Source organism: Hydrogenophaga luteola (assembly GCF_042648585.1).
Taxonomy (GTDB): Bacteria; Pseudomonadota; Gammaproteobacteria; order Burkholderiales; family Burkholderiaceae_C; genus Hydrogenophaga; species Hydrogenophaga luteola.
Genome location: NZ_JBHRXX010000002.1, coordinates 805829 through 826119, shown reverse-complemented (window position 1 = coordinate 826119; position 20291 = coordinate 805829). Strand labels below are relative to the sequence as shown.

Here is a 20291-nt window from a genome sequence, read left to right as displayed (position 1 = left end):
GGCCCGCGAGTTCCCCGGGGTTTGCACGCACTCAATCGAGCCGCTGTGGCGGCGGCACAGGTCGGCGCATGCGCCAGGCCAGGCGGGACCCGGCACCGACCGCGAAGCCGACCGTCCAGAACACGCCGCTCACGCCCACCAGCACGCCCGCAGAGCCGAACAGCAGCGGCATCACCACGCTGGAGCCGTTGATGGCCATGGAGCGCAGCCCCAGCGCCTCGCCGTGCCGGTGCTTCGGCGTGATCTGGTGCAGGGTGCTCATCACCATGGGCTGCACCGAGCCCAGAGCCAGTCCCAGCAGCACCGACAACAGGCCCATCAGCCAGGCCGTGTGCACCAGCGGGTAGAGCGCGAACAACAGGGCCGTGCTCACCATCGCGAAACCGATCACCGTGCCCTCGTGCAGGCGCGAGGCCAGCCAGGGCATGACCAGCCGGATCGCCGTGGCCGCCAGCGCGAAGGAGCCGAGGATGGTGCCGATCAGCGTGGCCGACAGCCCGCGCTCATGACCCAGCACCGGCACCAGAAAGGTGTGCACGTCCCAGCACGAGGCCAGCAGCCAGTTCATCAGCATCAGGTTGCGAAACGGCGGGTCCCGCAGCAGGTCCCAGGAGGATTGGCGCTGCGGCGCTTCGTCGGACACGGGCGCCGGATGATTGGGCACGCGCCGCACCCACCACCAGGCCAGCGGGGGCAACAAAGCCATCAGCAGGTAGGCGGCCCTGAAGCCGCTGGCGTCGATGAGCAGACCCGCCAGAAACGGTCCGAGAAAATTCGAGATGGACGGCCCGACGGCGACCCAGCTGAACACCTGCCGCAGCTCGGTGGCGTCGCTCGCCATGTGGCCCACATGGCGCTGGAGCGCGATCATGGCCAGGCAGACCGCAGCGCCGCTGGTGATCGCGGTCAGACACAGCACACCAAACTGCGGCCAGGCGACCGAACACAACCCTCCGACCGTCGCCACCACGCTGGCCAGCACAAACGGGCGCTGCAGACCGTGCCGCTCGGCATAGCGCCCCGCCGGAAGGGCCAGCACCACCTGGGCCAGCGCGAACAGGGCCAGCAGCACGCCGACCGCGGCGGCGCTGTGGCCTTCGCGCAGCGCCATCAGCGGCGCGGCCATGCGAAAGCCGGTCATGCAGGCGTGCACGCAGATCTGCGCGCCGATCAGGCGGACCAGGGCGGTGCGGGTGCCGGGTCTCAAGCCGGATCGCCGTCGGCAGCGTCCAGCGGCAGCAGCGACTGCGCGCGGTCCTGCGGCAAGGCCTCAACGGTCTTGAGCGCGCGGCCCATGGCGCGGCTGCGCACCTCAGCGGCGTCCAGCGTGTTGAGCACGGTCTGGGTCTGGTTCTTGACCTTGGCCAGCACGTCACCGAACTTGCCAAACTCGGTCTTGACCGCCCCCAGCACCTGCCAGACCTCGCTGCTGCGCTTCTCCAGCGCCAGCGTGCGAAAACCCATTTGCAGCGAATTGAGCATGGCCATTAGCGTGGTCGGACCGGCCAGCGTGACGCGGTGATCGCGCTGCAGCGCCTCCATCAGGCCCGGCCGGCGCAGCACCTCCGCGTACAGGCCTTCGGTGGGCAGGAAGAGGATGGCGAAATCCGTGGTGTGTGGCGGCTCCAGGTACTTCTCCGCCATCGACTTCGCCTCGAGCCGGATGCGCTGCTCCAGCCCGCGCGCGGCGACTTCGGCCCCTTCCGCGTCGGCGCGCTGCTGCGCATCCAGCAGTCGCTCGTAGTCCTCGTTGGGGAACTTGGCGTCGATGGGCAGCCAGCACGGCGCTCCGTCGTCGCCCCGCCCCGGCAGGCGGATCGCGAAGTCCACCATGTTGCGGCTGCCCGGGCGCGTGGCCACCTGGGTCGCGTACTGGTCGGGTGCAAATACCTGCTCCAGCAGCGCACCCAGCTGCGCCTCGCCGAACATGCCGCGCGTCTTCACATTGCTCAGCAAGTGCTTGAGGTCGCCCACGCCCTGGGCCAGGTTCTGCATCTCGCCCAGCCCCTTGTGCACCTGCTCCAGCCGCTCGGCCACCTGCTTGAAGCTCTCGCCCAGGCGCTGCTCCAGCGTGGCGTGCAGCTTCTCGTCCACCGTGGCGCGCATCTCGTCGAGCTTGGCGGCGTTGCTGGCCTGCAGCTGGGCCAGCTGTGTCTCCAGCGTGGCGCGCACCTCGGCCAGGCGGCGGGCGTTGGCCTCGCTCAGGTCCTGCAGCTGGCGCGTGAGCGTGTCGCCCAGCGTGCCGCGCAATTGCACCAGCTGCTGCGCGAAGGCGTCGATCTGCGCGTTCTGTGTGCGGGTGGTTTCGGCGCCCTGGCGCAGCAGGGTGTCCTGGAAGGTGGCCAGTGATTGCTGGATCTCCAGCCGGCCGGTGCGGGCGTTGTCCCCGACCTCCCGGCGCAGCTCGCTCTCCACCCGCTCGATGCGCTGCTCGGTGATCAGGCCCTGCTGCTGAAGCGTCGCCAGCAGCTGCGCGCGCTGCGCAGCTTCCTCGGCGTTGGCTGGCGGCCGGCGCAGCAGCAGCCACAACAGGCACAGGGCGTTGAGCACGCCCAGGGTCACCACGATCCAGATCAGCAGTCCATCGGTCATCCGCGCATCGTACCGTTCCTCAGGCGAAGAACAGCCAGGTCATGAGCGCGAAAAGCGGCACCAGGATCCCGACCGACCAGGCCATGTAGCCGAAGAAGCTGGGCATCTTCACGCCACGGTCTTCGGCGATCGCCTTGACCATCAGGTTGGGCGCGTTGCCGATGTAGCTATTGGCGCCCATGAAGACCGCGCCTGCGGAAATCGCCACCAGCGTTGGCGCCAGCGTGGTCATCAGCACCTGCGCGTCGCCCCCGGCGGTGTTGAAGAACACGAGGTAGGTCGGTGCGTTGTCCAGGAAGGAGCTCAGGATGCCCGTGGCCCAGAAGTACATGGCCGGATTGGGTGATCCGTCGGGGTTGGTCACCGCCCGCACGATGGCGCCGAACGGGCCATCCACGCCCGCTTTGAGCATGGCGATCACGGGAATGATGGTCAGGAAGATGCCGGCGAAAAGCTTGGCCACCTCCTGCATCGGCCCCCAGCTGAACTGGTTGTCCGCATGCACGCTTCCGGGCGTGAGCTGCAGCGAGGCCACGGTGATCGCGATCAACCCGATGTCGCGCACGATGCCAGGCAGACCGACCTCGGTGCCTGCGATGTTGAACACCACATCGGACTTCCACAGACCGCTCATCAGCACCAGGCCAACCACACCGGCCAGCAGCAGGAAGTTGACGCCACCATCGAAACCGAAGCGACGGTCATCCGGGGTCGGATCGGTAGGACGGACCTCTTCCCGCTTGTGGTAGTACCACCAGTCCAGCGCGTAGAACAGCGCCAGCAGCGTACCGACCAGGAACAGCGTTTCCGGAAAGATGTGGGTCAGGGTCCAGCTGAACTCGACGCCCTTGAGAAAGCCGAGGAACAGCGGCGGATCGCCCAGCGGCGTGAGGGAGCCCCCGGCGTTGGAAACGATGAAGATGAAGAACACCACCACATGCACCACGTGCTTGCGGTTGTCGTTGGCGCGGATGAGCGGACGTATCAGCAGCATCGAGGCGCCCGTGGTGCCCATGAAGCTTGCCAGTACCGCGCCGATGGCGAGGATGCCGGTGTTCAGCGCAGGGCTGCCGTGCAGGTTGCCCTTGATGTAGATGCCGCCGGCCACGGTGAACAGCGCCGTCAGCAGGATGATGAAAGGGATGTACTCGGCCAGCAACGCGTGCACTACCCCGGCGCCCGCCGCGCCGGCACCGAACACCACGGCGAACGGCACGAGAAACGCCAGCGCCCAGGCCGCCGACACCTTGCCGAAATGGTGGTGCCAGAAAATGGGGGCCACCAGCGGAATGACGGCAATCGAGAGCAAGATGCCCGCAAACGGCACACCCCACAGCACCGACAGCTGCGAGCCGTCCATGTCGGCCGCCAGGGCCAGCGACGGCAACAATGTCAGGGCACCAGCGCCCCAACGCGCAGTTCTAAATTTCATGGTGTTTGTCTCCTCGAAGCCCCTGATTATTTCCGGCGCGGCTGAAGAACGGCTGACACCCCCCTCGATAGAATGCCCCGCTCAACCCAACACACCTTCCGGAGCCTTCCATGAGCGTCTACGACAAGCTGAACCAGCTCGCCATCACCCTGCCTCCCGTGGCCATCCCTGCGGCCGCCTACGTGCCGTTCGTGCAGACCGGGAACCTGATCTTCCTGAGCGGCCACATCGCCAAGAAAGATGGCAAGCCATGGGTGGGGCAGCTGGGCCTGACCATGACCACCGAGGAAGGCAAGGCGGCCGCGCGCGCCATCGCCGTCGACCTCATGGGCACCCTCGCCGCAGCCTGCCTGGCTGCCGGCAAGACGCTGGACGACGTCAAGCGCATCGTCAAGGTCATGAGCCTGGTCAACAGCACAGGTACCTTCACCGAACAGCACCTGGTCACCAACGGCTGCAGCGAGCTGCTGGGTGAGGTCTTCGGGCCCCAGGTGGGCGCGCACGCTCGCAGCGCTTTTGGCGTCGCCCAGATCCCGCTGGGTGCCTGTGTCGAGATCGAACTGATCGCCGAACTGGCGTAACTCAGGACTTCTCCAGAACCAGGAGCCAGTGCCCGTACCAGAGTGTGTTGAAGCGGTCGCGCCGGCTCACACGCATGCTACTGCGCACGGCCCAGGCTTCCACCTGCTCAGAGTCGACATGCTCGACCCACTGGCGCGCCATCACGAGATCGTGCATCTGGTTGGCGGCAGCGCGCCAGCGCGGCCGCACCACCATGTCCTTGACGATCAGTCTGCCACCCGCCGGGACCACGTCACACAGAGAGGCCACAAACGCCGCCTTGTGCTGGTCGGGCACGTGGTGAAGCACGTCGACGACCGTCACCACCTCGTGCCCCAGGTTCGGGATGCCCTGCTCGATGGTGCGATGTTCGAACGCGACCACCGATGAGAGCCGGTGGTCGCTGGCCACCTGGCTGGCCACGGCCACGGCCGGTCCTGCCACATCGAATCCGTGCCCCCGGCGAATCCGGCCGAGGCTGGCCAGCAGGTTCAGCAGCAATCCGTTTCCGCACCCCACATCCAGCACCGCGGACTGGGGTGGCACTTCGTGGATCACCTCATGCAGGGGGCAAATGTGCGAGCGGTACTCCTGCATCAAACGCACCTTGGCACTGGGCACGCCCGCGTACAGGGGAACAGCCAGCCGCTGGATGGCTGTGGGGGTCAGGGTGTTCTGGGTGGACATGGATCGGATGATTGCGCGGTTCACTGAGGAGACGGGCGGGTCGCGGCAGCCGACCATACCTGTCGCCAGGCCGCCAGTTGCAGCAGACCCAGTGCCGCCAGAATGGCCCACTGTCCGGCAAACGCCAGGTGATACCGCTCTTGGGAGACCACGACCATGTGGATGGCGGTGAAATACAGGATGCTCAGCGTGATCGGTGAGAACAGGGTCGACACGGCACCGGTTCTGCGCAGCGACGACCACACCCCCACCACCACCAGCAGACAGATCAGCCCCCAAGTCGCCTGCGTGAGGCGCTTGAGCCGCGACTCCCATGCCTCACCGAACACCTCGCGAATGCCCGGAGAATTCCAGCCCACTCCCACCGACTCGTTGGTGTAGAGGATCAGCAACTTCTTGACCGCTCGCGCCGCAAAGGCCGCAGGGTCCTGGAGGATGTAGGCCCTGGCCTCCTGTCCCAGCACCCGCGCTCGCTCGTTCTCGGGCAGGTGGCTGTATTTTTTGGGCGTTGACATGTAGCGACCGTCAGTGCCCGGGGTGTTGCCCATCCAGAGCGTGATACCGCCGTTGCTGGAGATGAGCATCGGTTCACCATAGAGCTGGTGGTTGCGCCATGTCCAGGGCGCGACCACCACGGCCATGGCAACGCCGGCCAGAACCACACATCGGATCTGCTCGAGCAGCACGGCTCGCTCCATACGACTTGTCAGCACCAGTCCGCCGGCATACACCAAAGGCAGCAGCAGCGCCTGCGGACGCACGAGCGCGGCAAAACCCAGCACCAGCCCGGCCAGCAGTGCCCTGGTGGTCCGTCCCAGCCCGGGGACAGTCCACAGATCCAGTGCGAGCAAGGTCAGGAACAGGAAGGGCAGCTCGCTCGCGAGAATGGTCGGATACATGACCAGCGTGGGCCAGGCGGCCAGCACCAGCGCGCTCAGCACGGCCACGTTCTGCCCCCAGAAACGGGCGGCCAGTCTCGCCGTCACCCAGATGATGCCCAGGGACAGCGCAATGTTCATGGCCACGATGGGCTCGTAACGGATGCCAAACAGCGCAAACAGCGAGGCATGCAGGAAGGTGGTACCGGGTGGCCAGAACGATGTGGGGTGATCCGCCTCCCAGCCGAACGTGCCGTGCAGCACCAGGGTGCGGGCAAACGCGTCGTAGGCCTCACCATCCGAGCTGGGAATGACCGGCACCCACCAGGCCCAGATCAGGCGCAGCGACAACGCCAGAAAGGTCACCAGCCACAAGGACCTTGTCCATTGCAGCTCTCCGGGACCGGCATCGGTGGGACGGTTGTTCATACTGAGGTAAAGCGAAGAAAGGTTCAACAGACCAGATGGATCAGACTCAGAGTTGCAGCAGCGTGGCGCCTGTCAGGATCAAGGCCACGACGGCACCGGTGGCCCAGGTTTCAGGATCGGTAGCGGCAAAGAAGATGGGGTCTTCATCCATGTAACCACGGGCCGTGACCACCCACAGGCGGGTGACCCACAGCAGCATCAGGGGAGCGATCAGCCACAGGATCTCGGGGGAGCGATACAGCTGCGACACCTCGGTGCTGTGGATGTACAGGGCCAGCACCAGAACCGACAGGTAGCCGCTGGCAGCACCCAGACTCTGCAGCACGACCACATCCTCCGTCGCGTACTCCCTGCCCCGCAGCTTTCCATGGGTCACGCCAGTGGCGATCTCCTTCTTTCGCACTTCCACCAGCTCCGCGACCCGCTTGACCAGGGCCAGGGAGAGAAAGATGAACATCGAGAACGCAAGCAACCAGAAAGAGAGGCTGATACCGGTCGCCAGGGCCCCCGCGATGATCCGGAGGGTATAGAGGCCCGCGAGCACGATCACATCCAGGCTGGCCACCCGCTTGAGCCACAGGGAATACAGCAACGTGGTCACCAGGTAGGTGCCCAGGGCCAGCTGGAAACCCACGGGAAGCAGCCAGGCAAGCCCCAGACCGGAGGCCATCAGGACAACAACGGCGACCAGACCAGCACGGACATCCAGGGTTCCGGCAGCAAAAGGCCGGCTCCTCTTCTTGTGGTGGTGCCGGTCGGCCTCTAGGTCCAGCAGGTCGTTGATGAGGTAGGTCGCCGACGCACAGGCACCGAAGCAGAGGAACGCGAGCGTCACGGCCCCCAGGGCCTGCATGTTCAGAACCTCATGGGCAGTGATGATGGGCACCAGCAGCAGCAGGTTCTTAAGCCATTGCTGCAAGCGTATGGCCTTCAGCCAGGTCTTCCATCGACCGGCGGTGTTCGGAATGTCCCGGTGCGGGATGCCCATGCCAGCCACCTGGCGCACGATCGAACGAGGCGCATTGACGGTGACCGCCGCACCAGATTTTTGCCACACAGCCAGATCCACCCGCCCGTTGGCAACGTACTCGAAACGGCCTGGACCAAACCGAGTCTCCAGCTCCGCTGCCTTGTTCGCACCGATCAGATTGACGGTTTCGGAGGTCGCCAGCACCGAATCAAACAGGGATAGGTGTTCCGCCACCTGCCTGGCCAGGGATTCGTGGCTGCCCGTGACCAGCATCACCGGACGCCCCTGCCGTCTGGCCTTGTCGATCAGATCGAGCACGTCGGGGTGGTAGGGCAGCACCGTCACGTCGAGCTGCCCCGCCTGCATGAGGCGGTGCTTCAGGTAGCTCCGCCCCCGCAGCAACCAGAGGGGCAGACAGAAGATCAGCAAGGGCTGCCGCTTCAGCGCAGCCAGCAGCGATTCGAACGTCAGATCCGTGCGAATCAGCGTTCCATCCAGGTCGACACACAGGGGATGAGCGACCGACGTACCAGCCGGATTGAGCGTCATGGCGGGAGTATATTCGGCGATTCTTGATTCTTTTTTGTTATTCCACAGCAGGATGACTCCTCAGTGAACCGTTCAACGCTGCTGCTCATCGTGGCCAACGTGGCCATGACCTCCCTGGCGCAAATCGTCCTCAAAAGTGGCATGAGCGCTCCCGAGGTGACTCGTGCGCTGGACGGCGGCGTTCGCCTGCCAGCCCTGGTGACTGTGCTGTTCCATCCGTGGGTGGTTGTGGGGCTGGGTCTGTATGCGGGTGCGGCCCTGGTCTGGCTCCTGGTCCTGTCCAGAGTCGATGTGAGCCTGGCCTATCCATTTGTCGGCCTGGGGTTTGTGGTGACCATGGTGCTGGCCTGGGCCTTCCTGGGTGAAGCCGTCACCCCCATGCGCATGGCGGGCACCTTGCTGATCGCTGCCGGCATTGTGGTGCTCGCGAGAACCTGAGCCCCACCTGCAGGCGCCATGAAAAAGAGGCTCACCAGGGAGCCTCTTTCTGTTTCATGACCGCGGCCCAAGGCCGTCCCGATCTGGGTCCGTTCAGACCTTGGCGGCCTTCTTGGCCAGGTCGGTGGCCTGCTTGGAAGCGGCGGCGAAGTTGGCCTGTGCCTGGGTCGTGGCCTTTTTGATTGCGGCCTGGGTCTGTTCAACCGCCTTCTGGCCGTTGCTCAGGGCGCTCTGGAAAGCGGCCACGGCGGCTTCAGAACCAGCCGGGGCGTTCTTGACCAGCTGGTCCACCGAGGCGCCAACAGCCTTCTGGGCTTCTGCCAGATTGGCTTCAAACTGCTTGACGAACTCGGCGCTGCCTTCGGTGGCGATGCTCTGCACGTGCTGGAAGTAGGCTGCAGACTTTTCGGCCAGGGGCTGGAAGAAGCCGGTCTGCACGGTCACGAATTCCTGGGGGCTCTTCACGGACAGCACGGCTTGGGCGTAGCCGAAAGACTCGCCCAGAGCGGCCTTGGAAGCGGCGAGGTTGAGTTCAACCAGCTTTTCCACGCCGGCGAAGGCCTTGGTGGTGGCGCTTTCGAGGGCTTCCAGGTTGGCTTTGTTGGCGGAGATGATCTGTTCTGCAGCGTTGTTCATGTCGGTTCCTTGAGATGGAGGGTTGAAACAGCCGCCGGGAAAACATCCATCGCCTTGACGAATGTTGCAGTGCAGCATAGCGCGATTCTAAGGGGAAACCCTGGATTGGCAAGCCATTTTTGCTGCGCCGCAGCAAAAATAGAGGCGCGTGCCAAAAACCGGCGGCGCGCCGATGGGGGGTGAGCCGTCAGAACCAGGTGGTGACTGCGTCCACGACACTGTAGGCGTCGTCCACCACCGGCAGCCAGCGCCATTTGTCGAAGGTGGTGCAGGGGTGGGATATGCCGCTGCCCACTGTCTCGCCCAGGCAGGGTCGCTCGTCTGCGGGAGCGGAGGCATCGAAGCGCAGATAGGCGTGCTGGTCGTTCAGCGCGTCGATGCGCCAGTGGGTCGGAACAGATCGCGGCGCACTGCCCTGCCTCTGCGGATGCACGCGCCAGACGGGCAAGGGCAGATCCAGGTCGTAGGCCACATCGCGCTTGCCCATGGACAGCAGCGCCAGACCCGGCTCGGGCTGACTCTGCACAGAGGCCATCACCTCCAGCGCGGGCCTGAGGGTTTCCTTCAGGCTGAGGCGTTCGCCCACGCAGCACAGGTAGCGCGTGTAACGCTGGTGGTCGTGCGTGAGATAGCACCCCGACCGCAGCACACCCCGCACCGGACGACCCAGGTCTGGCAGCAGGCGCTCGGCCACCAGGTCGAAAATAGCCGAACCACCCGCGGTGAGGATGACTTCCTCGTGTGCGAACCAGTCCCGAGCGACGGCCTCGCCCGCGATCGCTTCCACCCGGTCCATCAGGCTCTGCACCGTCGCGCGGTCCTTGGTGTGGTCGCAATAGGCGGTCGTGCCCTCATAGCACTCGATGCCCGCGAGCCGCAACACCGGGCTGTCGGCGATGCGCAGGGCGGTCTGTCGCGCCTCCTCGGCCGTGCGGGTGCCGGTGCGTTGACCGACAATGCCCAGTTCCAGCAGCACTTCGAAGCAACCGCGGAACGCCCGGTCGGCAGCCCAGGCCTCTATGGCATCCACCTGCCCGACCGAGTCGACCAGGAACATCGAACGCAGGTCCGGTCGCTCGGCGTGCAGCAGTGCGAGCGCGTCCAGCTCGGCGCGCTGGATCACCTGGTTGGCGATCAGCAGCACCGGCACACCGTGGCGTGCGCCGACGGACGCCTGGAACACCGTCGCAAAGCTGATGCCCCAGGCCCCGGCGTCCAGCTGCATCTGCCACAGTTCGGGCGACATGCTGGTCTTGCCATGCGGTGCCAGGTGCAGGCCACGCTGCGCGCAGAAGTCACGCATCCAGTGCAGGTTGTGCTCCAGCGCCGACTGTTTGAGCACGGCGAGCGGCAGCGCCAGGTCACCACGCAACAGGTTCCAGCCCTGGTCCGAAATCTGTGCCCGCGTGAGCGGTGCTCCGCCCGTGGGGAAGCCTTTGAGGTGGGGGCCGAAGACGGCGTCGGAAGTTGTCATGGGTGGTTCAGTCCAGTGGCCACTGCAGGGCTTCGGGCAGGTTTTTGGGTGCCTGGTCGGGCTCGACCATTGGCGCCGGACCGGCTTTGGTCTCGACGCGCCGCCACCACGGATCGGTGCGGTCCACATGGGCGGGCTCCACCGCCATGCCCAGCTGGGGCATCAGCAGTGGCACAGCGCGCTTGTCGGCCAGCGCATGCAACACCTCCGCCGGCTGGTCCCAGGCGTGCATGGCCAGACTGAAGGTGCCCCAGTGCACCGGCAGCAGCACGCCGCCACCCAGCAGCTGGTGCGCCTTCATGGCGTTCTCGGGCCCCAGGTGGATGTCGCCCCAAGCCGGGTGGAAGGCGCCGATCTCTAGCATCACCAGATCGAAAGGCCCCAGGCGTTCGCGGATCTCGGTGTAGGAGTCGGTCAAACCAGTGTCGCCACTGAAAAACACGCGGTGCCTGTCGGACCGGATCACCAGCGAGGACCAGAGCGTGGCGTTGCGGTCTTTGAGACCCCGGCCCGAGAAGTGCTGCGAGGGCGCCGCCGTGACTGTGACTTCGCTGCCCGGCAGGCGGTGCGTTTCCCACCAGTCCAGCTCGGTGATGCGCTCAGCCGGCACACCCCAGGCCTGCAGGTGCGCGCCCACACCCAGCGAGGTGACAAAAGGCACGCCGCGTTTGTTGAGTTCGCGCACCGTGGGGTAGTCGAGGTGGTCGTAGTGGTCATGCGAGACAAGAGCCGCATCCACCTCCGGCAGCTCCTTGACCTTCAGCGGCACGGGCTGAAAACGCTTGGGACCGACCAGGGTGGACGGCGACGCGCGCGCGCCCCAGACCGGGTCGGTCAGCAGGCGCCTCCCGCCGATCTCGATCAGCACCGTCGAATGCCCCAACCAGGTGGCGCGCAGGCCACTCTGCGGTACCCGTCGCCAGCCCTCGCGCGGATCGGTCGCCGGCAGTGGCGCGGTCGGCACCCGACGCTCACCGCCGCAAAGAAAGTCCTTGAGACTGGGAAACGGAGCGTTCGGGTCGCGCAGCCCAGGCGCGATCGGGTAGATGTTGTGGAAGCCCTGCCCACGCCACTGGGCCGAGGCCTGCATGCGCTCCAGCCGAACACCTGCAGCCCGTTTGCCCATCGACTTCATGGCCATCCATCCTTTCAAAGAAACGCCATTCTGGCGATGGAAGGCCACCCCTTGCAGCCGAAGAGGACAGAGACCTCAAGGCTTCTTCTTGCGCTCCGCCGCACGCCGCACCTGCCGACTCTGCTTGGCCAGGTCGCGCTCGGCCTGCTTCGCACGCTCAGCCTCGCGTTTGGTCTTCAGGCGCTTGCCCAGCATGCGCGCAAAGAAGAAGGTGAGCGCGAAGCTCGCCAGCATCAGGAACAGGCCCACACCGTCCGTGCTCATCATTCCACCCGGGTGATGCGGCCGGGCTTGAAGCCCAGGTCGGCGGCCTTGCCCTTGCGGCCGCGCGCGGCCCGGGCGTTGTTCAGGCTGCGGATCTCCAGCGTCTCGTCGCGCTCCTTGCCACCGCGGCCGATGCCTTCGATCTTCACGCTGCGCGTGTAGGCGCAGGCGCCGGCCAGCGTGTCCTTGTCTTCCAGGTCGATCAGCATCAGGCCGCGACCGCCCTTCTCCATCAGTTTGAGTTCAGCAATTTCGAAAGTGAGGATGCGTCCTCCGGTAGATGCGCAAGCCACGTGCGTGGCCGCCACCAGCGGCTGGCCACCCGAGGTGTTGGCCGCGTGCGAAGGTGCGCAGATGGTTTCGCCCTCGCCCACGCTGATGAAGGACTTGCCGGCCTTCTGGCGCGAGATGAGGTTCTCGACCGTGGCCAGGAAACCGTATCCGCCGGTGCCGCTGAGCAGCAGCGTGGCGTTGGCCGGGCCGGCGAAGTAGTGCAGCGGCTGCGTGCCGCTCTCCAGCTCGATCAGCGTGGTGATGGGCTGGCCGTCGCCCCGTGCGCCGGGCAGGCTGGCCACTGGCACGCTGTACACCCGGCCGTTGCTGCCGAAGACGATGAGCGTGTCCACCGTGCGGCATTCAAAAGTGCCGTAAAGGCCGTCGCCGGCCTTGAACGCGAAGCTGGCGGCCTCGTGGCCGTGGCCAGTGCGGGCGCGCACCCAGCCCTTGCTGGAGATGACCACCGTGACTGGCTCGTCCACCACCTTGATTTCGGCGACGGCCTTTTTCTCGGCCTGGATCAGCGTGCGGCGTGGGTCGGCGAAGGTCTTGGCGTCCGCTTCGATCTCCTTGACCATCAGTCGCTTGAGGCTCGCCGGGTTGGCCAGGATGTCTTCGAGCTTGCCCTGCTCCTCACGCAGTTCCTTGAGTTCCTGCTCGATCTTGATGGCCTCCAGTCGCGCGAGCTGGCGCAGGCGGATTTCGAGGATGTCCTCGGCCTGTCGCTCGGACAGTCGGAACGCCTCGATCAGCGCGGCCTTGGGCTCGTCGTTGTGGCGGATGATGCGGATCACCTCGTCGATGTTCAGCAGCACCAGCTGCCGGCCTTCGAGGATGTGGATGCGGTCCAGCACCTTCTGCAGCTTGTGCTGGCTGCGGCGGGTGATGGTGGTCTGGCGGAAGGCGATCCACTCATCCAGTATCTGGCGCAGGCTCTTCTGCGTCGGGCGCCCGTCCAGGCCGATCATGGTCAGGTTGATCGGCGCCGAGCTTTCCAGACTGGTGTGGGCCAACAGCGCGGTGATCAGTTCCTGCTGCTCGATGCGGCTGCTCTTGGGCTCGAACACCAGGCGCACCGGCGCGTCCTTGCTCGACTCGTCGCGCACCGCGTCCAGCACCATCAGCATGCTGGCCTTGAGCTGCGTCTGCTCCTGCGTCAGCGCCTTCTTGCCGGCCTTGACCTTGGGGTTGGTGATCTCCTCGATCTCTTCGAGCACGCGCTGGCTGCTCACGCCTGGCGGCAACTCGTTCACCACCAGCTGCCACTGGCCGCGCGCCAGGTCTTCGATCTTCCAGCGCGCACGCACCTTCAGGCTGCCGCGGCCGGTGCGGTAGGCGTCGGCGATGTCGCCCGCCGGGCTGATGATCTGGCCACCACCGGGGTAGTCCGGGCCGGGCAGGATGGTCAGCAGTTCCTCGTCGCTGAGCCTGGGGTTCTTGACCAGGGCCACGCAGGCGTCGGCCACTTCGCGCAGGTTGTGGCTGGGGATCTCGGTGGCCAGGCCCACGGCGATGCCGCTGGCGCCGTTGAGCAGGTTGAAGGGCAGGCGCGCGGGCAGCTGCCTGGGTTCCTCGAAAGAGCCGTCGTAGGTGGGGATGAAGTCCACCGTGCCCTGGTCGATCTCGTCGAGCAGCAGGCCCGTGATCTTGGCCAGCCGCGCTTCGGTGTAGCGCATGGCGGCGGCGCCGTCGCCGTCGCGGCTGCCGAAGTTGCCCTGGCCGTCGATCAGCGGGTAGCGCTGGGAAAAGTCCTGGGCCATGCGCACCAGCGCGTCGTAGGCGGCGCTGTCACCGTGCGGGTGGTACTTGCCGAGCACGTCGCCCACCACGCGGGCGCTCTTGACCGGCTTGGCCGCCGTGTTGCCCGAAAAACCGAGACCCATGCGGTCCATGGCGTAGAGGATGCGGCGCTGAACCGGCTTCTGCCCGTCGGACACATCGGGCAGGGCGCGGCCCTTGACGACCGAGAGTGCGTATTCGAGGTAGGCGCGTTGCGCGTAGGCGGCCAGGTTGTCGTCGCCGGGTTCGGCCACGGGTTCGGGAATGATCAGGTCTTGGGTCATGGGGTCACAAACTGGAAGAACGGGTGCCAGCCAAGGCACGCCAGCGCCGACGTTGTCAGCCGCGGCCGGGAGGGCGTGGCGGCATGGGTGCGGACACGGGTATCACCTCGGCCCGCGCCTCGCTGACGGTGCGCGGGGGTTTGAGGCTGTGGTGCAGGTCGGTGACCTTGCGCACGTAGTTGATGGTCTCGGGGTAGTTGGGGATGCGGCGCCCGGCCTTGAGCACAGCGCCCTCGCCCGCGTTGTACGCGGCCACCGCCAGGCGCACATCGCCGTTGAAATAGTTGATCAGCCAGGCCAGGTAGCGCGAGCCGGCCTGGATATTGGTGCGCGGGTCGGTCAGGCGCTCGCTGACACTCTGGCGCCCGGTGGCGCGGACACCGAAGCGCTCCGCGGTGTCGGGAATCACCTGCATGAGGCCCACTGCGCCCTTGGGGCTGACGGCGCCGGGATCGAAGCCCGACTCGGTGGCGATCACCGCCTGCAGCAGCTCGAACTCCAGGCCGTGCTGGCTCGCCGCCTCGCGGATCAGGTGGCGCACCGCCTTGAAGCGGGTAGACAGCTCCATGCGGGTGACCGCCGACGCCGAGGAAAGCGCGGGACGGCTGCCACCGCTGCCCGGTCTGGCGATCGGTCCGCCCATGCTGGAGCCGCGGTACAGCAGCTCGTAGCGGGCGTTGAGCGGGCGGTCGGAGTAATGCGTGACACCGTTCTTGTCGCGGTAGGCCCAGATTTCGGCGTGCGCAGACCCGGCCAGCGCCACCGCCAGCAGGACGCCGCCGAAGGTCTGGGCCAGACAGGGCATCACACATCCACCTCCACGGAGTCACCGTGGAGTTCCATGAGTTCGCGGCGCGCGGCGGCTTCGCCTTTACCCATCAGTCGTGTGATCAGGGCCTCGGTGGCGGCAAAGTCCATCGCACCCAGCGTGACCTGCAGCAGACGGCGGGTGTCGGGGTTGAGCGTGGTGTCCCAGAGCTGCTCGGCGTTCATCTCGCCCAGCCCCTTGAAGCGGCTGATCTGGCACTTCTCGCGGTTCACGCCGTCTTTCTCGGCCTTGTCCAGGATGGCGTGCAGCTCGCCCTCATCCAGCGCGTACTGCTTGGCAGCGGGCTTCTTGCCGCGCGCCGGCACATCCACCCGGAACAGCGGCGGGCGCGCCACGTACACATGGCCGGCCTCGATGAGCTTGGGGAAGTGGCGGAAGAACAGGGTGAGCAGCAGCACCTGGATGTGCGAGCCGTCGACGTCGGCGTCCGAAAGGATGCAGACCTTGCCGTAGCGCAGGCCGCTCAGGTCGGGCGTGTCCAGCGGGCCATGCGGGTCGACGCCGATGGCGACCGAGATGTCGTGGATTTCGGTGTTGGCAAACAGGCGGTCGCGCTCGACCTCCCAGGTGTTGAGCACCTTGCCGCGCAGCGGCAGCACGGCCTGGCATTCCTTGTCGCGGCCCATCTTGGCGCTGCCGCCGGCCGAGTCGCCCTCGACCAGGAAGAGTTCGTTGTGCGCGATGTCGCGGCTTTCGCAGTCGGTCAGCTTGCCCGGCAGCACGGCCACGCCCGAGCCCTTGCGCTTCTCGACCTTCTGGCCGGCCTTCTGGCGGCTCTGCGCCGCCTTGATGGCGAGTTCGGCCAGCTTCTTGCCGTAGTCCACGTGCTGGTTGAGCCAGAGTTCGAGCGCCGGGCGCACGAAGCCGCCGACCAGGCGCACCGCGTCGCGCGAGTTCAGGCGCTCTTTCACCTGGCCCTGGAACTGCGGGTCCAGCACCTTGGCGCTGAGCACGTAACTGGCGCGGGCGAACACATCCTCGGGCAGCAGCTTCACGCCCTTGGGCAGCAGCGCGTGCATCTCGATGAAGGCTTTGACGGCCTGGAACAGGCCGTCGCGCAGGCCGCTGTCGTGCGTGCCGCCGGCACTGGTGGGAATCAGGTTGACGTAGCTCTCGCGCACCGGCGCACCGTCTTCGGTGAAAGCAACGGCCCAGGCCGCCCCTTCGCCATCGGCGAAGCTGTCGTCCTTGGCATCGGCGTAGCCTTCGCCCTCGAACAGCGGTATCACCGGGTCAGTGGTCAGCGTCTGCGCCAGGTAGTCGCGCAGGCCGCCTTTGTACTGCCAGGTCTGGGTGTCTTTGGTCTTTTCGTTCACCAGCGTGACCTGCACGCCGGGCATCAGCACCGCCTTGCTGCGCAGCAGGTGCGTCAGCTCGCCAAGCGGCAGCACGGCTGAATCGAAGTACTTGGCGTCGGGCCAGGCGCGCACCGTGGTGCCCTGCTTGCGGTCGCCCTCGCCCTTTGGCGTCACCACCAGCGGCTCGATCACGTCGCCGGCGCCAAAGGCCAGCTTCGCCACCTGGCCGTCGCGGAAACAGGTGACCTCCAGCCGGGTGGACAGCGCGTTGGTCACGCTCACACCCACGCCGTGCAGACCGCCGGAGAAGCTGTAGGCGCCGCCCTTGCCCTTGTCAAACTTGCCGCCGGCGTGCAGGCGGGTGAACACCAGTTCGACCACGGGCGCCTTTTCTTCGGGGTGCAGGCCGAAGGGAATGCCGCGGCCGTCGTCTTCCACGCTCACCGAACCGTCGGTGTGCAGCGTGACCTTGATCTTCTTGCCGAAGCCCGCCAGCGCCTCGTCGGCCGCGTTGTCCAGCACCTCTTGAATGATGTGCAGCGGGTTGTCGGTGCGGGTGTACATGCCCGGCCGCTGTTTGACCGGCTCCAGACCCTTGAGGACGCGGATGGAGCCTTCGGAATACTCGTTCGATTGGGTTGCCATCGGGAAATTGTAAGGTGCGGCCCTTCAAAAGCCTGTATACAAATACAGATCAAAGACCCGGTTTTTCCTTCGATGCCTTGCACGCATCAATCGGCGGGAGAAATTTCACGGGCCAGCGTCTACCTTGCGACGCCTTCGGCAAAGCCGGATTCGCTACAGTGCCGGGATGTCCTCAGCTTCCCCCATACCCATGTCACCGGCGCGCCTGTCCGCCGCACAGGTGCTGATCTGCGGCGCCGCCATCGTCACCCTTTCCATGGGGGTGCGCCACGGTTTCGGGCTCTGGCTGCAGCCGATCACCCAGGACATGGGCTGGACCCGGGAAGGTTTTTCCTTCGCGCTGGCCATCCAGAACCTGGCCTGGGGCCTGTTCGGCATCTTCGCCGGCATGGCGGCCGACCGCTTCGGCGCGTTCCGGGTGCTGCTGGGGGGCGCGGTGCTGTACGCGCTGGGCCTGGCCGGCATGGCACTCTCACCCACCCCGTTCGTGTTCATGCTGACCGCTGGCCTGCTGATCGGCGCAGCCCAGGCCGGCACCACCTATGCCGTGGTCTACGGCGTCATCGGCCGCCAGATCCCGGCCGAGCGCCGCTCCTGGGCCATGGGCGTGGCTGCGGCGGCCGGCTCCTTTGGCCAGTTCCTGATGGTGCCAGTGGAAGGCTGGCTGATCTCGGGCTTCGGCTGGCAACAGGCCTTGCTTGTCCTCGGCGCCGCGGTGTTGCTGATCATGCCGCTGGCGCTGTTCCTGCGCGAACCGGGCTTCACGGGTGGCGCTGCGCCAAAGCGCGAACAGACCATCGGCCAAGCGCTGCGCGAGGCCTTCGGCTACCGCAGCTTCCAGCTGCTGATGGCGGGCTATTTCGTGTGCGGCTTCCAGGTGGTCTTCATCGGTGTGCACATGCCCAGCTACCTCAAGGACCACGGCCTCTCGCCCCAGGTGGCCAGCTACGCGCTGGCCATCATCGGCCTGTTCAACGTCATCGGCACCTACGCCGCCGGCGCGCTGGGACAGCGTCTGGCCAAGCGCCACATCCTGGCGTTCATCTATCTGGCGCGCTCGGTCGCCATCGTGATCTTCCTCTGGGCGCCGCTCACGCCCATAAGCGTCTATGTCTTCTCCGCCGTGATGGGCGTGCTCTGGCTCTCGACGGTGCCGCCGACCAACGCGGTGCTGGCCCAGATCTTCGGCGTGGCCCACATGTCCATGCTGGGCGGCTTCGTGTTCTTCAGCCACCAGATCGGCAGCTTCATGGGCGTGTGGCTGGGTGGCGTGCTCTACGACCGGACCGGCAGCTACGACATCGTCTGGTACATCGCCATCGCGCTGGGCGTGTTCGCGGCCCTGGTGAACTTGCCGGTCCGCGAGTCGGCCATCGAGCGCGGCCCGCAGCGTATGGGGGCCGCTGCGTGAAGCCGCTGGCCGCTCGGGCACTGGTCTGGGCCGCCGTCGCCCTGGCCCTCCTGGGCACGCTCATGCTCTACCGCCGCCCCGACTTCCTGGTGAATCTGGCCGACCAGCTCTGGAGCTGTTTCTGATGCACGGCACGGAGTCGCCCTCCTCCTGGGTGCAACGCTGGTCGCACCTGGTGCCGGTCGGCGGCACCGTACTGGACGTGGCCTGCGGACAGGGACGGCATCTGCGCTGGTTCGCCGGCCACGGTCATCCGGTGACCGGCGTGGACCGGGACCCCAGCGCCGTGGCAGCAGCGGCCGGCGCCGGGTGGGTGGTGCAGGCAGACATCGAGAACGGCCCTTGGCCCTTCGAAGGACAACGCTTCGACGCCGTGGTGGTGACCAACTACCTCTGGCGCGCGCTCCTGCCCGTGATCGTGGACAGCGTGGCCGAGGGTGGCGTGCTGATCTACGAGACCTTTGCAACCGGTAACGAATCGGTGGGACGCCCCTCGCGGCCCGACTTCCTGCTGCAGCCGGGTGAGCTGCTGCAGGCCTGCGCCGGCCTGCACGTGGTCGCCTATGAAAACGGCTTCTGCGACCACCCGGAGCGCTTCGTACAGCGCATCGCGGCCCTGCGAAAACGCCCGTCCGACGCAGCCGCCCCGGCGCGCCACCTGCTCCCTGACTGAGTGACTGCGCTGGGTAGAATGCACGATTCGCGCGCGAGCCGCCGGATCGATTTCCTCAACGCGTCCGGCGCACAGGCTGGCGCCTCTGATTTGAGCCCGAGAACATGAAGACCATCACCGGCAGCATCGTTGCCCTCGTCACCCCCTTCCACCCCGACGGCAGTGTCGACTACCCCACCCTGCGCAAGCTGATCGACTGGCACATCGCCGAAGGCACCGACTGCATCGGCGTCGTCGGCACCACGGGCGAGTCGCCCACGGTCAGCGTCGAAGAACACTGCGAAATCATCCGCGTCTCAGTAGAACAGGCCGCCAAGCGGGTACCGATCATGGCCGGCTGCGGCGCCAACTCCACCGCTGAAGCCATCGAACTGGCGAAGTTCGCCAAGAAGGTCGGTGCCGACTGCCAGCTGCAGGTCGTGCCCTACTACAACAAGCCGACGCAGGAAGGCCAGTACCAGCACTTCAAGGCGATTGCCGAAGCCACTGGCGACCTGCCCATCATCTTGTACAACGTGCCTGGCCGCACGGTGGCCGACATGAGCGTCGACACTGCGTTGCTCCTGGCGCGTGTGCCCGGCATCGTCGGCATCAAGGAAGCCACCGGCAACATCGAGCGTGCCCAGTGGCTGATCCGCGAGGCACCGGAGGGCTTTGCCATCTACTCGGGCGACGACCCGACCGCAGTCGCCCTCATGCTGTGTGGTGGCCAGGGCAACGTCAGCGTGACCGCCAACATTGCACCCCGACTGATGCACGAATTGTGCGTGGCTGCCATCGCCGGTGACGCTCGTAAGGCGATGGAGATCCAGCGCCGCCTGATGCCCGTGCACAAGAACCTCTTCGTCGAAGCCAACCCGATCCCCCTGAAGTGGGCCATGGAGCGCATGGGTCTGTGTGGTGGCACCATGCGGCTGCCGCTCACACCCATGAGCGCTCCCCTGGAACCGGTGGTCGAGGCGGCACTCAAAGACAGTGGCCTGATCTGATCAAGCCCGCCGCAAGGCCCCCAAACATGTCACCCAAGCTGCCCATGTCCATCACCTCACGC

Annotated in this window: 19 protein-coding genes; 6 read left to right on the top strand and 13 right to left on the bottom strand. The window is 66.2% G+C overall.

Translation table 11 applies throughout. The annotated features are described in order from the left end of the window. Window positions 1-31: 31 nt before the first annotated feature. Genes ACFOPI_RS07725 through ACFOPI_RS07715 form a run of 3 tightly spaced genes read right to left on the bottom strand, consistent with a single transcriptional unit; the run spans window position 32 to window position 4024 of the window. Window positions 32-1207, bottom strand: coding sequence for an MFS transporter (locus ACFOPI_RS07725; protein ID WP_382172662.1), 1176 nt, complete (start codon window positions 1205-1207; stop codon window positions 32-34). Further along, window positions 1204-2592 carry a DNA recombination protein RmuC gene (gene rmuC, locus ACFOPI_RS07720; RefSeq protein ID WP_382172660.1) on the bottom strand — a complete coding sequence of 463 codons (1389 nt, stop codon included), beginning with the start codon at window positions 2590-2592 and terminating at the stop codon, window positions 1204-1206. Before rmuC ends, ACFOPI_RS07725 begins: the two co-directional genes overlap by 4 nt. 19 nt (window positions 2593-2611) lie before the next feature. Beyond that, window positions 2612-4024, bottom strand: a complete 1413-nt coding sequence (locus ACFOPI_RS07715) for a sodium:proton antiporter (RefSeq protein WP_382172658.1) — start codon at window positions 4022-4024, stop codon at window positions 2612-2614. A 110-nt stretch (window positions 4025-4134) separates the two neighbouring features. Between ACFOPI_RS07715 and ACFOPI_RS07710 the strand changes: the two genes are divergently transcribed. Next, window positions 4135-4605, top strand: coding sequence for a RidA family protein (locus ACFOPI_RS07710; RefSeq protein WP_382172657.1), 471 nt, complete (start codon window positions 4135-4137; stop codon window positions 4603-4605). 1 nt (window position 4606) lies between these two features. Here ACFOPI_RS07710 and ACFOPI_RS07705 read toward each other — a convergent pair whose 3' ends face one another. From ACFOPI_RS07705 to ACFOPI_RS07695, 3 genes are read right to left on the bottom strand one after another with little or no spacing between them, the layout of a single operon-like run. Next, window positions 4607-5272 (bottom strand): class I SAM-dependent methyltransferase, encoded by a 666-nt coding sequence (locus tag ACFOPI_RS07705; RefSeq protein WP_382172655.1) that lies wholly within the window; start codon window positions 5270-5272, stop codon window positions 4607-4609. Between the two features lie 20 nt (window positions 5273-5292). Then, window positions 5293-6579: a glycosyltransferase family 39 protein gene (locus ACFOPI_RS07700; RefSeq protein ID WP_382172653.1), complete on the bottom strand. Its 1287-nt coding sequence runs from the start codon at window positions 6577-6579 to the stop codon at window positions 5293-5295. A gap of 46 nt (window positions 6580-6625) precedes the next feature. Further along, window positions 6626-8098, bottom strand: coding sequence for a UbiA family prenyltransferase (locus ACFOPI_RS07695; protein WP_382172651.1), 1473 nt, complete (start codon window positions 8096-8098; stop codon window positions 6626-6628). Between the two features lie 63 nt (window positions 8099-8161). On the opposite strand from ACFOPI_RS07695, the gene ACFOPI_RS07690 reads away from it, so the two are divergent. Next, window positions 8162-8536, top strand: coding sequence for a DMT family transporter (locus tag ACFOPI_RS07690; RefSeq protein WP_382172649.1), 375 nt, complete (start codon window positions 8162-8164; stop codon window positions 8534-8536). Window positions 8537-8629: 93 nt separating this feature from the next. Here the strand turns inward: ACFOPI_RS07690 and ACFOPI_RS07685 are convergent, their stop codons facing one another. The 7 genes from ACFOPI_RS07685 to ACFOPI_RS07655 all read right to left on the bottom strand — a co-directional run bounded on the left by ACFOPI_RS07685 (window position 8630) and on the right by ACFOPI_RS07655 (window position 17156). Continuing rightward, the gene (locus ACFOPI_RS07685) at window positions 8630-9172 is read right to left on the bottom strand and encodes a phasin family protein (RefSeq protein WP_382172647.1); all 543 of its coding nucleotides are present in this window, start codon (window positions 9170-9172) and stop codon (window positions 8630-8632) included. Between the two features lie 187 nt (window positions 9173-9359). Next, window positions 9360-10646, bottom strand: a complete 1287-nt coding sequence (locus tag ACFOPI_RS07680) for an amino acid deaminase (RefSeq protein WP_382172646.1) — start codon at window positions 10644-10646, stop codon at window positions 9360-9362. A 7-nt stretch (window positions 10647-10653) separates the two neighbouring features. Then, window positions 10654-11787, bottom strand: a complete 1134-nt coding sequence (locus ACFOPI_RS07675) for an MBL fold metallo-hydrolase (protein WP_382172644.1) — start codon at window positions 11785-11787, stop codon at window positions 10654-10656. Between the two features lie 69 nt (window positions 11788-11856). Next, complete coding sequence (locus ACFOPI_RS07670; RefSeq protein ID WP_382172642.1) at window positions 11857-12045, bottom strand: hypothetical protein; 189 nt, start codon at window positions 12043-12045, stop codon at window positions 11857-11859. Further along, window positions 12045-14384 carry a DNA topoisomerase IV subunit A gene (parC, locus tag ACFOPI_RS07665; RefSeq protein WP_382172640.1) on the bottom strand — a complete coding sequence of 780 codons (2340 nt, stop codon included), beginning with the start codon at window positions 14382-14384 and terminating at the stop codon, window positions 12045-12047. Before parC ends, ACFOPI_RS07670 begins: the two co-directional genes overlap by 1 nt. A gap of 55 nt (window positions 14385-14439) precedes the next feature. Then, entirely contained in the window at window positions 14440-15189 is a 750-nt protein-coding gene (locus ACFOPI_RS07660; protein ID WP_382172638.1) for a lytic transglycosylase domain-containing protein, read from the bottom strand. Beyond that, window positions 15189-17156, bottom strand: a complete 1968-nt coding sequence (locus ACFOPI_RS07655) for a DNA topoisomerase IV subunit B (protein WP_382172636.1) — start codon at window positions 17154-17156, stop codon at window positions 15189-15191. Before ACFOPI_RS07655 ends, ACFOPI_RS07660 begins: the two co-directional genes overlap by 1 nt. A 166-nt stretch (window positions 17157-17322) precedes the next feature. Here ACFOPI_RS07655 and ACFOPI_RS07650 point away from each other — a divergent pair, with 166 nt between their 5' ends. From ACFOPI_RS07650 to dapA, 4 genes are all read left to right on the top strand, one after another. Beyond that, entirely contained in the window at window positions 17323-18567 is a 1245-nt protein-coding gene (locus ACFOPI_RS07650) for an MFS transporter (protein WP_382172634.1), read from the top strand. After that, window positions 18564-18692 carry a hypothetical protein gene (locus ACFOPI_RS07645; protein WP_382172632.1) on the top strand — a complete coding sequence of 43 codons (129 nt, stop codon included), beginning with the start codon at window positions 18564-18566 and terminating at the stop codon, window positions 18690-18692. Before ACFOPI_RS07650 ends, ACFOPI_RS07645 begins: the two co-directional genes overlap by 4 nt. Then, window positions 18692-19240, top strand: a complete 549-nt coding sequence (locus tag ACFOPI_RS07640; RefSeq protein WP_382172630.1) for a class I SAM-dependent methyltransferase — start codon at window positions 18692-18694, stop codon at window positions 19238-19240. Before ACFOPI_RS07645 ends, ACFOPI_RS07640 begins: the two co-directional genes overlap by 1 nt. A gap of 104 nt (window positions 19241-19344) precedes the next feature. Continuing rightward, entirely contained in the window at window positions 19345-20229 is an 885-nt protein-coding gene (gene dapA / locus ACFOPI_RS07635) for a 4-hydroxy-tetrahydrodipicolinate synthase (RefSeq protein WP_382172629.1), read from the top strand. Window positions 20230-20291: the final 62 nt, after the last annotated feature.

Bases quoted from the DNA above. Each gene is read 5' to 3' on its own strand.
- rmuC (WP_382172660.1), bottom strand. From the start codon at position 2,592: ATGACCGATGGACTGCTGATCTGGATCGTGGTGACCCTGGGCGTGCTC.
- ACFOPI_RS07715 (WP_382172658.1), bottom strand. From the start codon at position 4,024: ATGAAATTTAGAACTGCGCGTTGGGGCGCTGGTGCCCTGACATTGTTG.
- ACFOPI_RS07710 (WP_382172657.1), top strand. From the start codon at position 4,135: ATGAGCGTCTACGACAAGCTGAACCAGCTCGCCATCACCCTGCCTCCC.
- ACFOPI_RS07705 (WP_382172655.1), bottom strand. From the start codon at position 5,272: ATGTCCACCCAGAACACCCTGACCCCCACAGCCATCCAGCGGCTGGCT.
- ACFOPI_RS07700 (WP_382172653.1), bottom strand. From the start codon at position 6,579: ATGAACAACCGTCCCACCGATGCCGGTCCCGGAGAGCTGCAATGGACA.
- ACFOPI_RS07695 (WP_382172651.1), bottom strand. From the start codon at position 8,098: ATGACGCTCAATCCGGCTGGTACGTCGGTCGCTCATCCCCTGTGTGTC.
- ACFOPI_RS07685 (WP_382172647.1), bottom strand. From the start codon at position 9,172: ATGAACAACGCTGCAGAACAGATCATCTCCGCCAACAAAGCCAACCTG.
- ACFOPI_RS07680 (WP_382172646.1), bottom strand. From the start codon at position 10,646: ATGACAACTTCCGACGCCGTCTTCGGCCCCCACCTCAAAGGCTTCCCC.
- ACFOPI_RS07675 (WP_382172644.1), bottom strand. From the start codon at position 11,787: ATGGCCATGAAGTCGATGGGCAAACGGGCTGCAGGTGTTCGGCTGGAG.
- ACFOPI_RS07670 (WP_382172642.1), bottom strand. From the start codon at position 12,045: ATGAGCACGGACGGTGTGGGCCTGTTCCTGATGCTGGCGAGCTTCGCG.
- parC (WP_382172640.1), bottom strand. From the start codon at position 14,384: ATGACCCAAGACCTGATCATTCCCGAACCCGTGGCCGAACCCGGCGAC.
- ACFOPI_RS07660 (WP_382172638.1), bottom strand. From the start codon at position 15,189: ATGCCCTGTCTGGCCCAGACCTTCGGCGGCGTCCTGCTGGCGGTGGCG.
- ACFOPI_RS07655 (WP_382172636.1), bottom strand. From the start codon at position 17,156: ATGGCAACCCAATCGAACGAGTATTCCGAAGGCTCCATCCGCGTCCTC.
- ACFOPI_RS07650 (WP_382172634.1), top strand. From the start codon at position 17,323: ATGTCCTCAGCTTCCCCCATACCCATGTCACCGGCGCGCCTGTCCGCC.
- ACFOPI_RS07640 (WP_382172630.1), top strand. From the start codon at position 18,692: ATGCACGGCACGGAGTCGCCCTCCTCCTGGGTGCAACGCTGGTCGCAC.
- dapA (WP_382172629.1), top strand. From the start codon at position 19,345: ATGAAGACCATCACCGGCAGCATCGTTGCCCTCGTCACCCCCTTCCAC.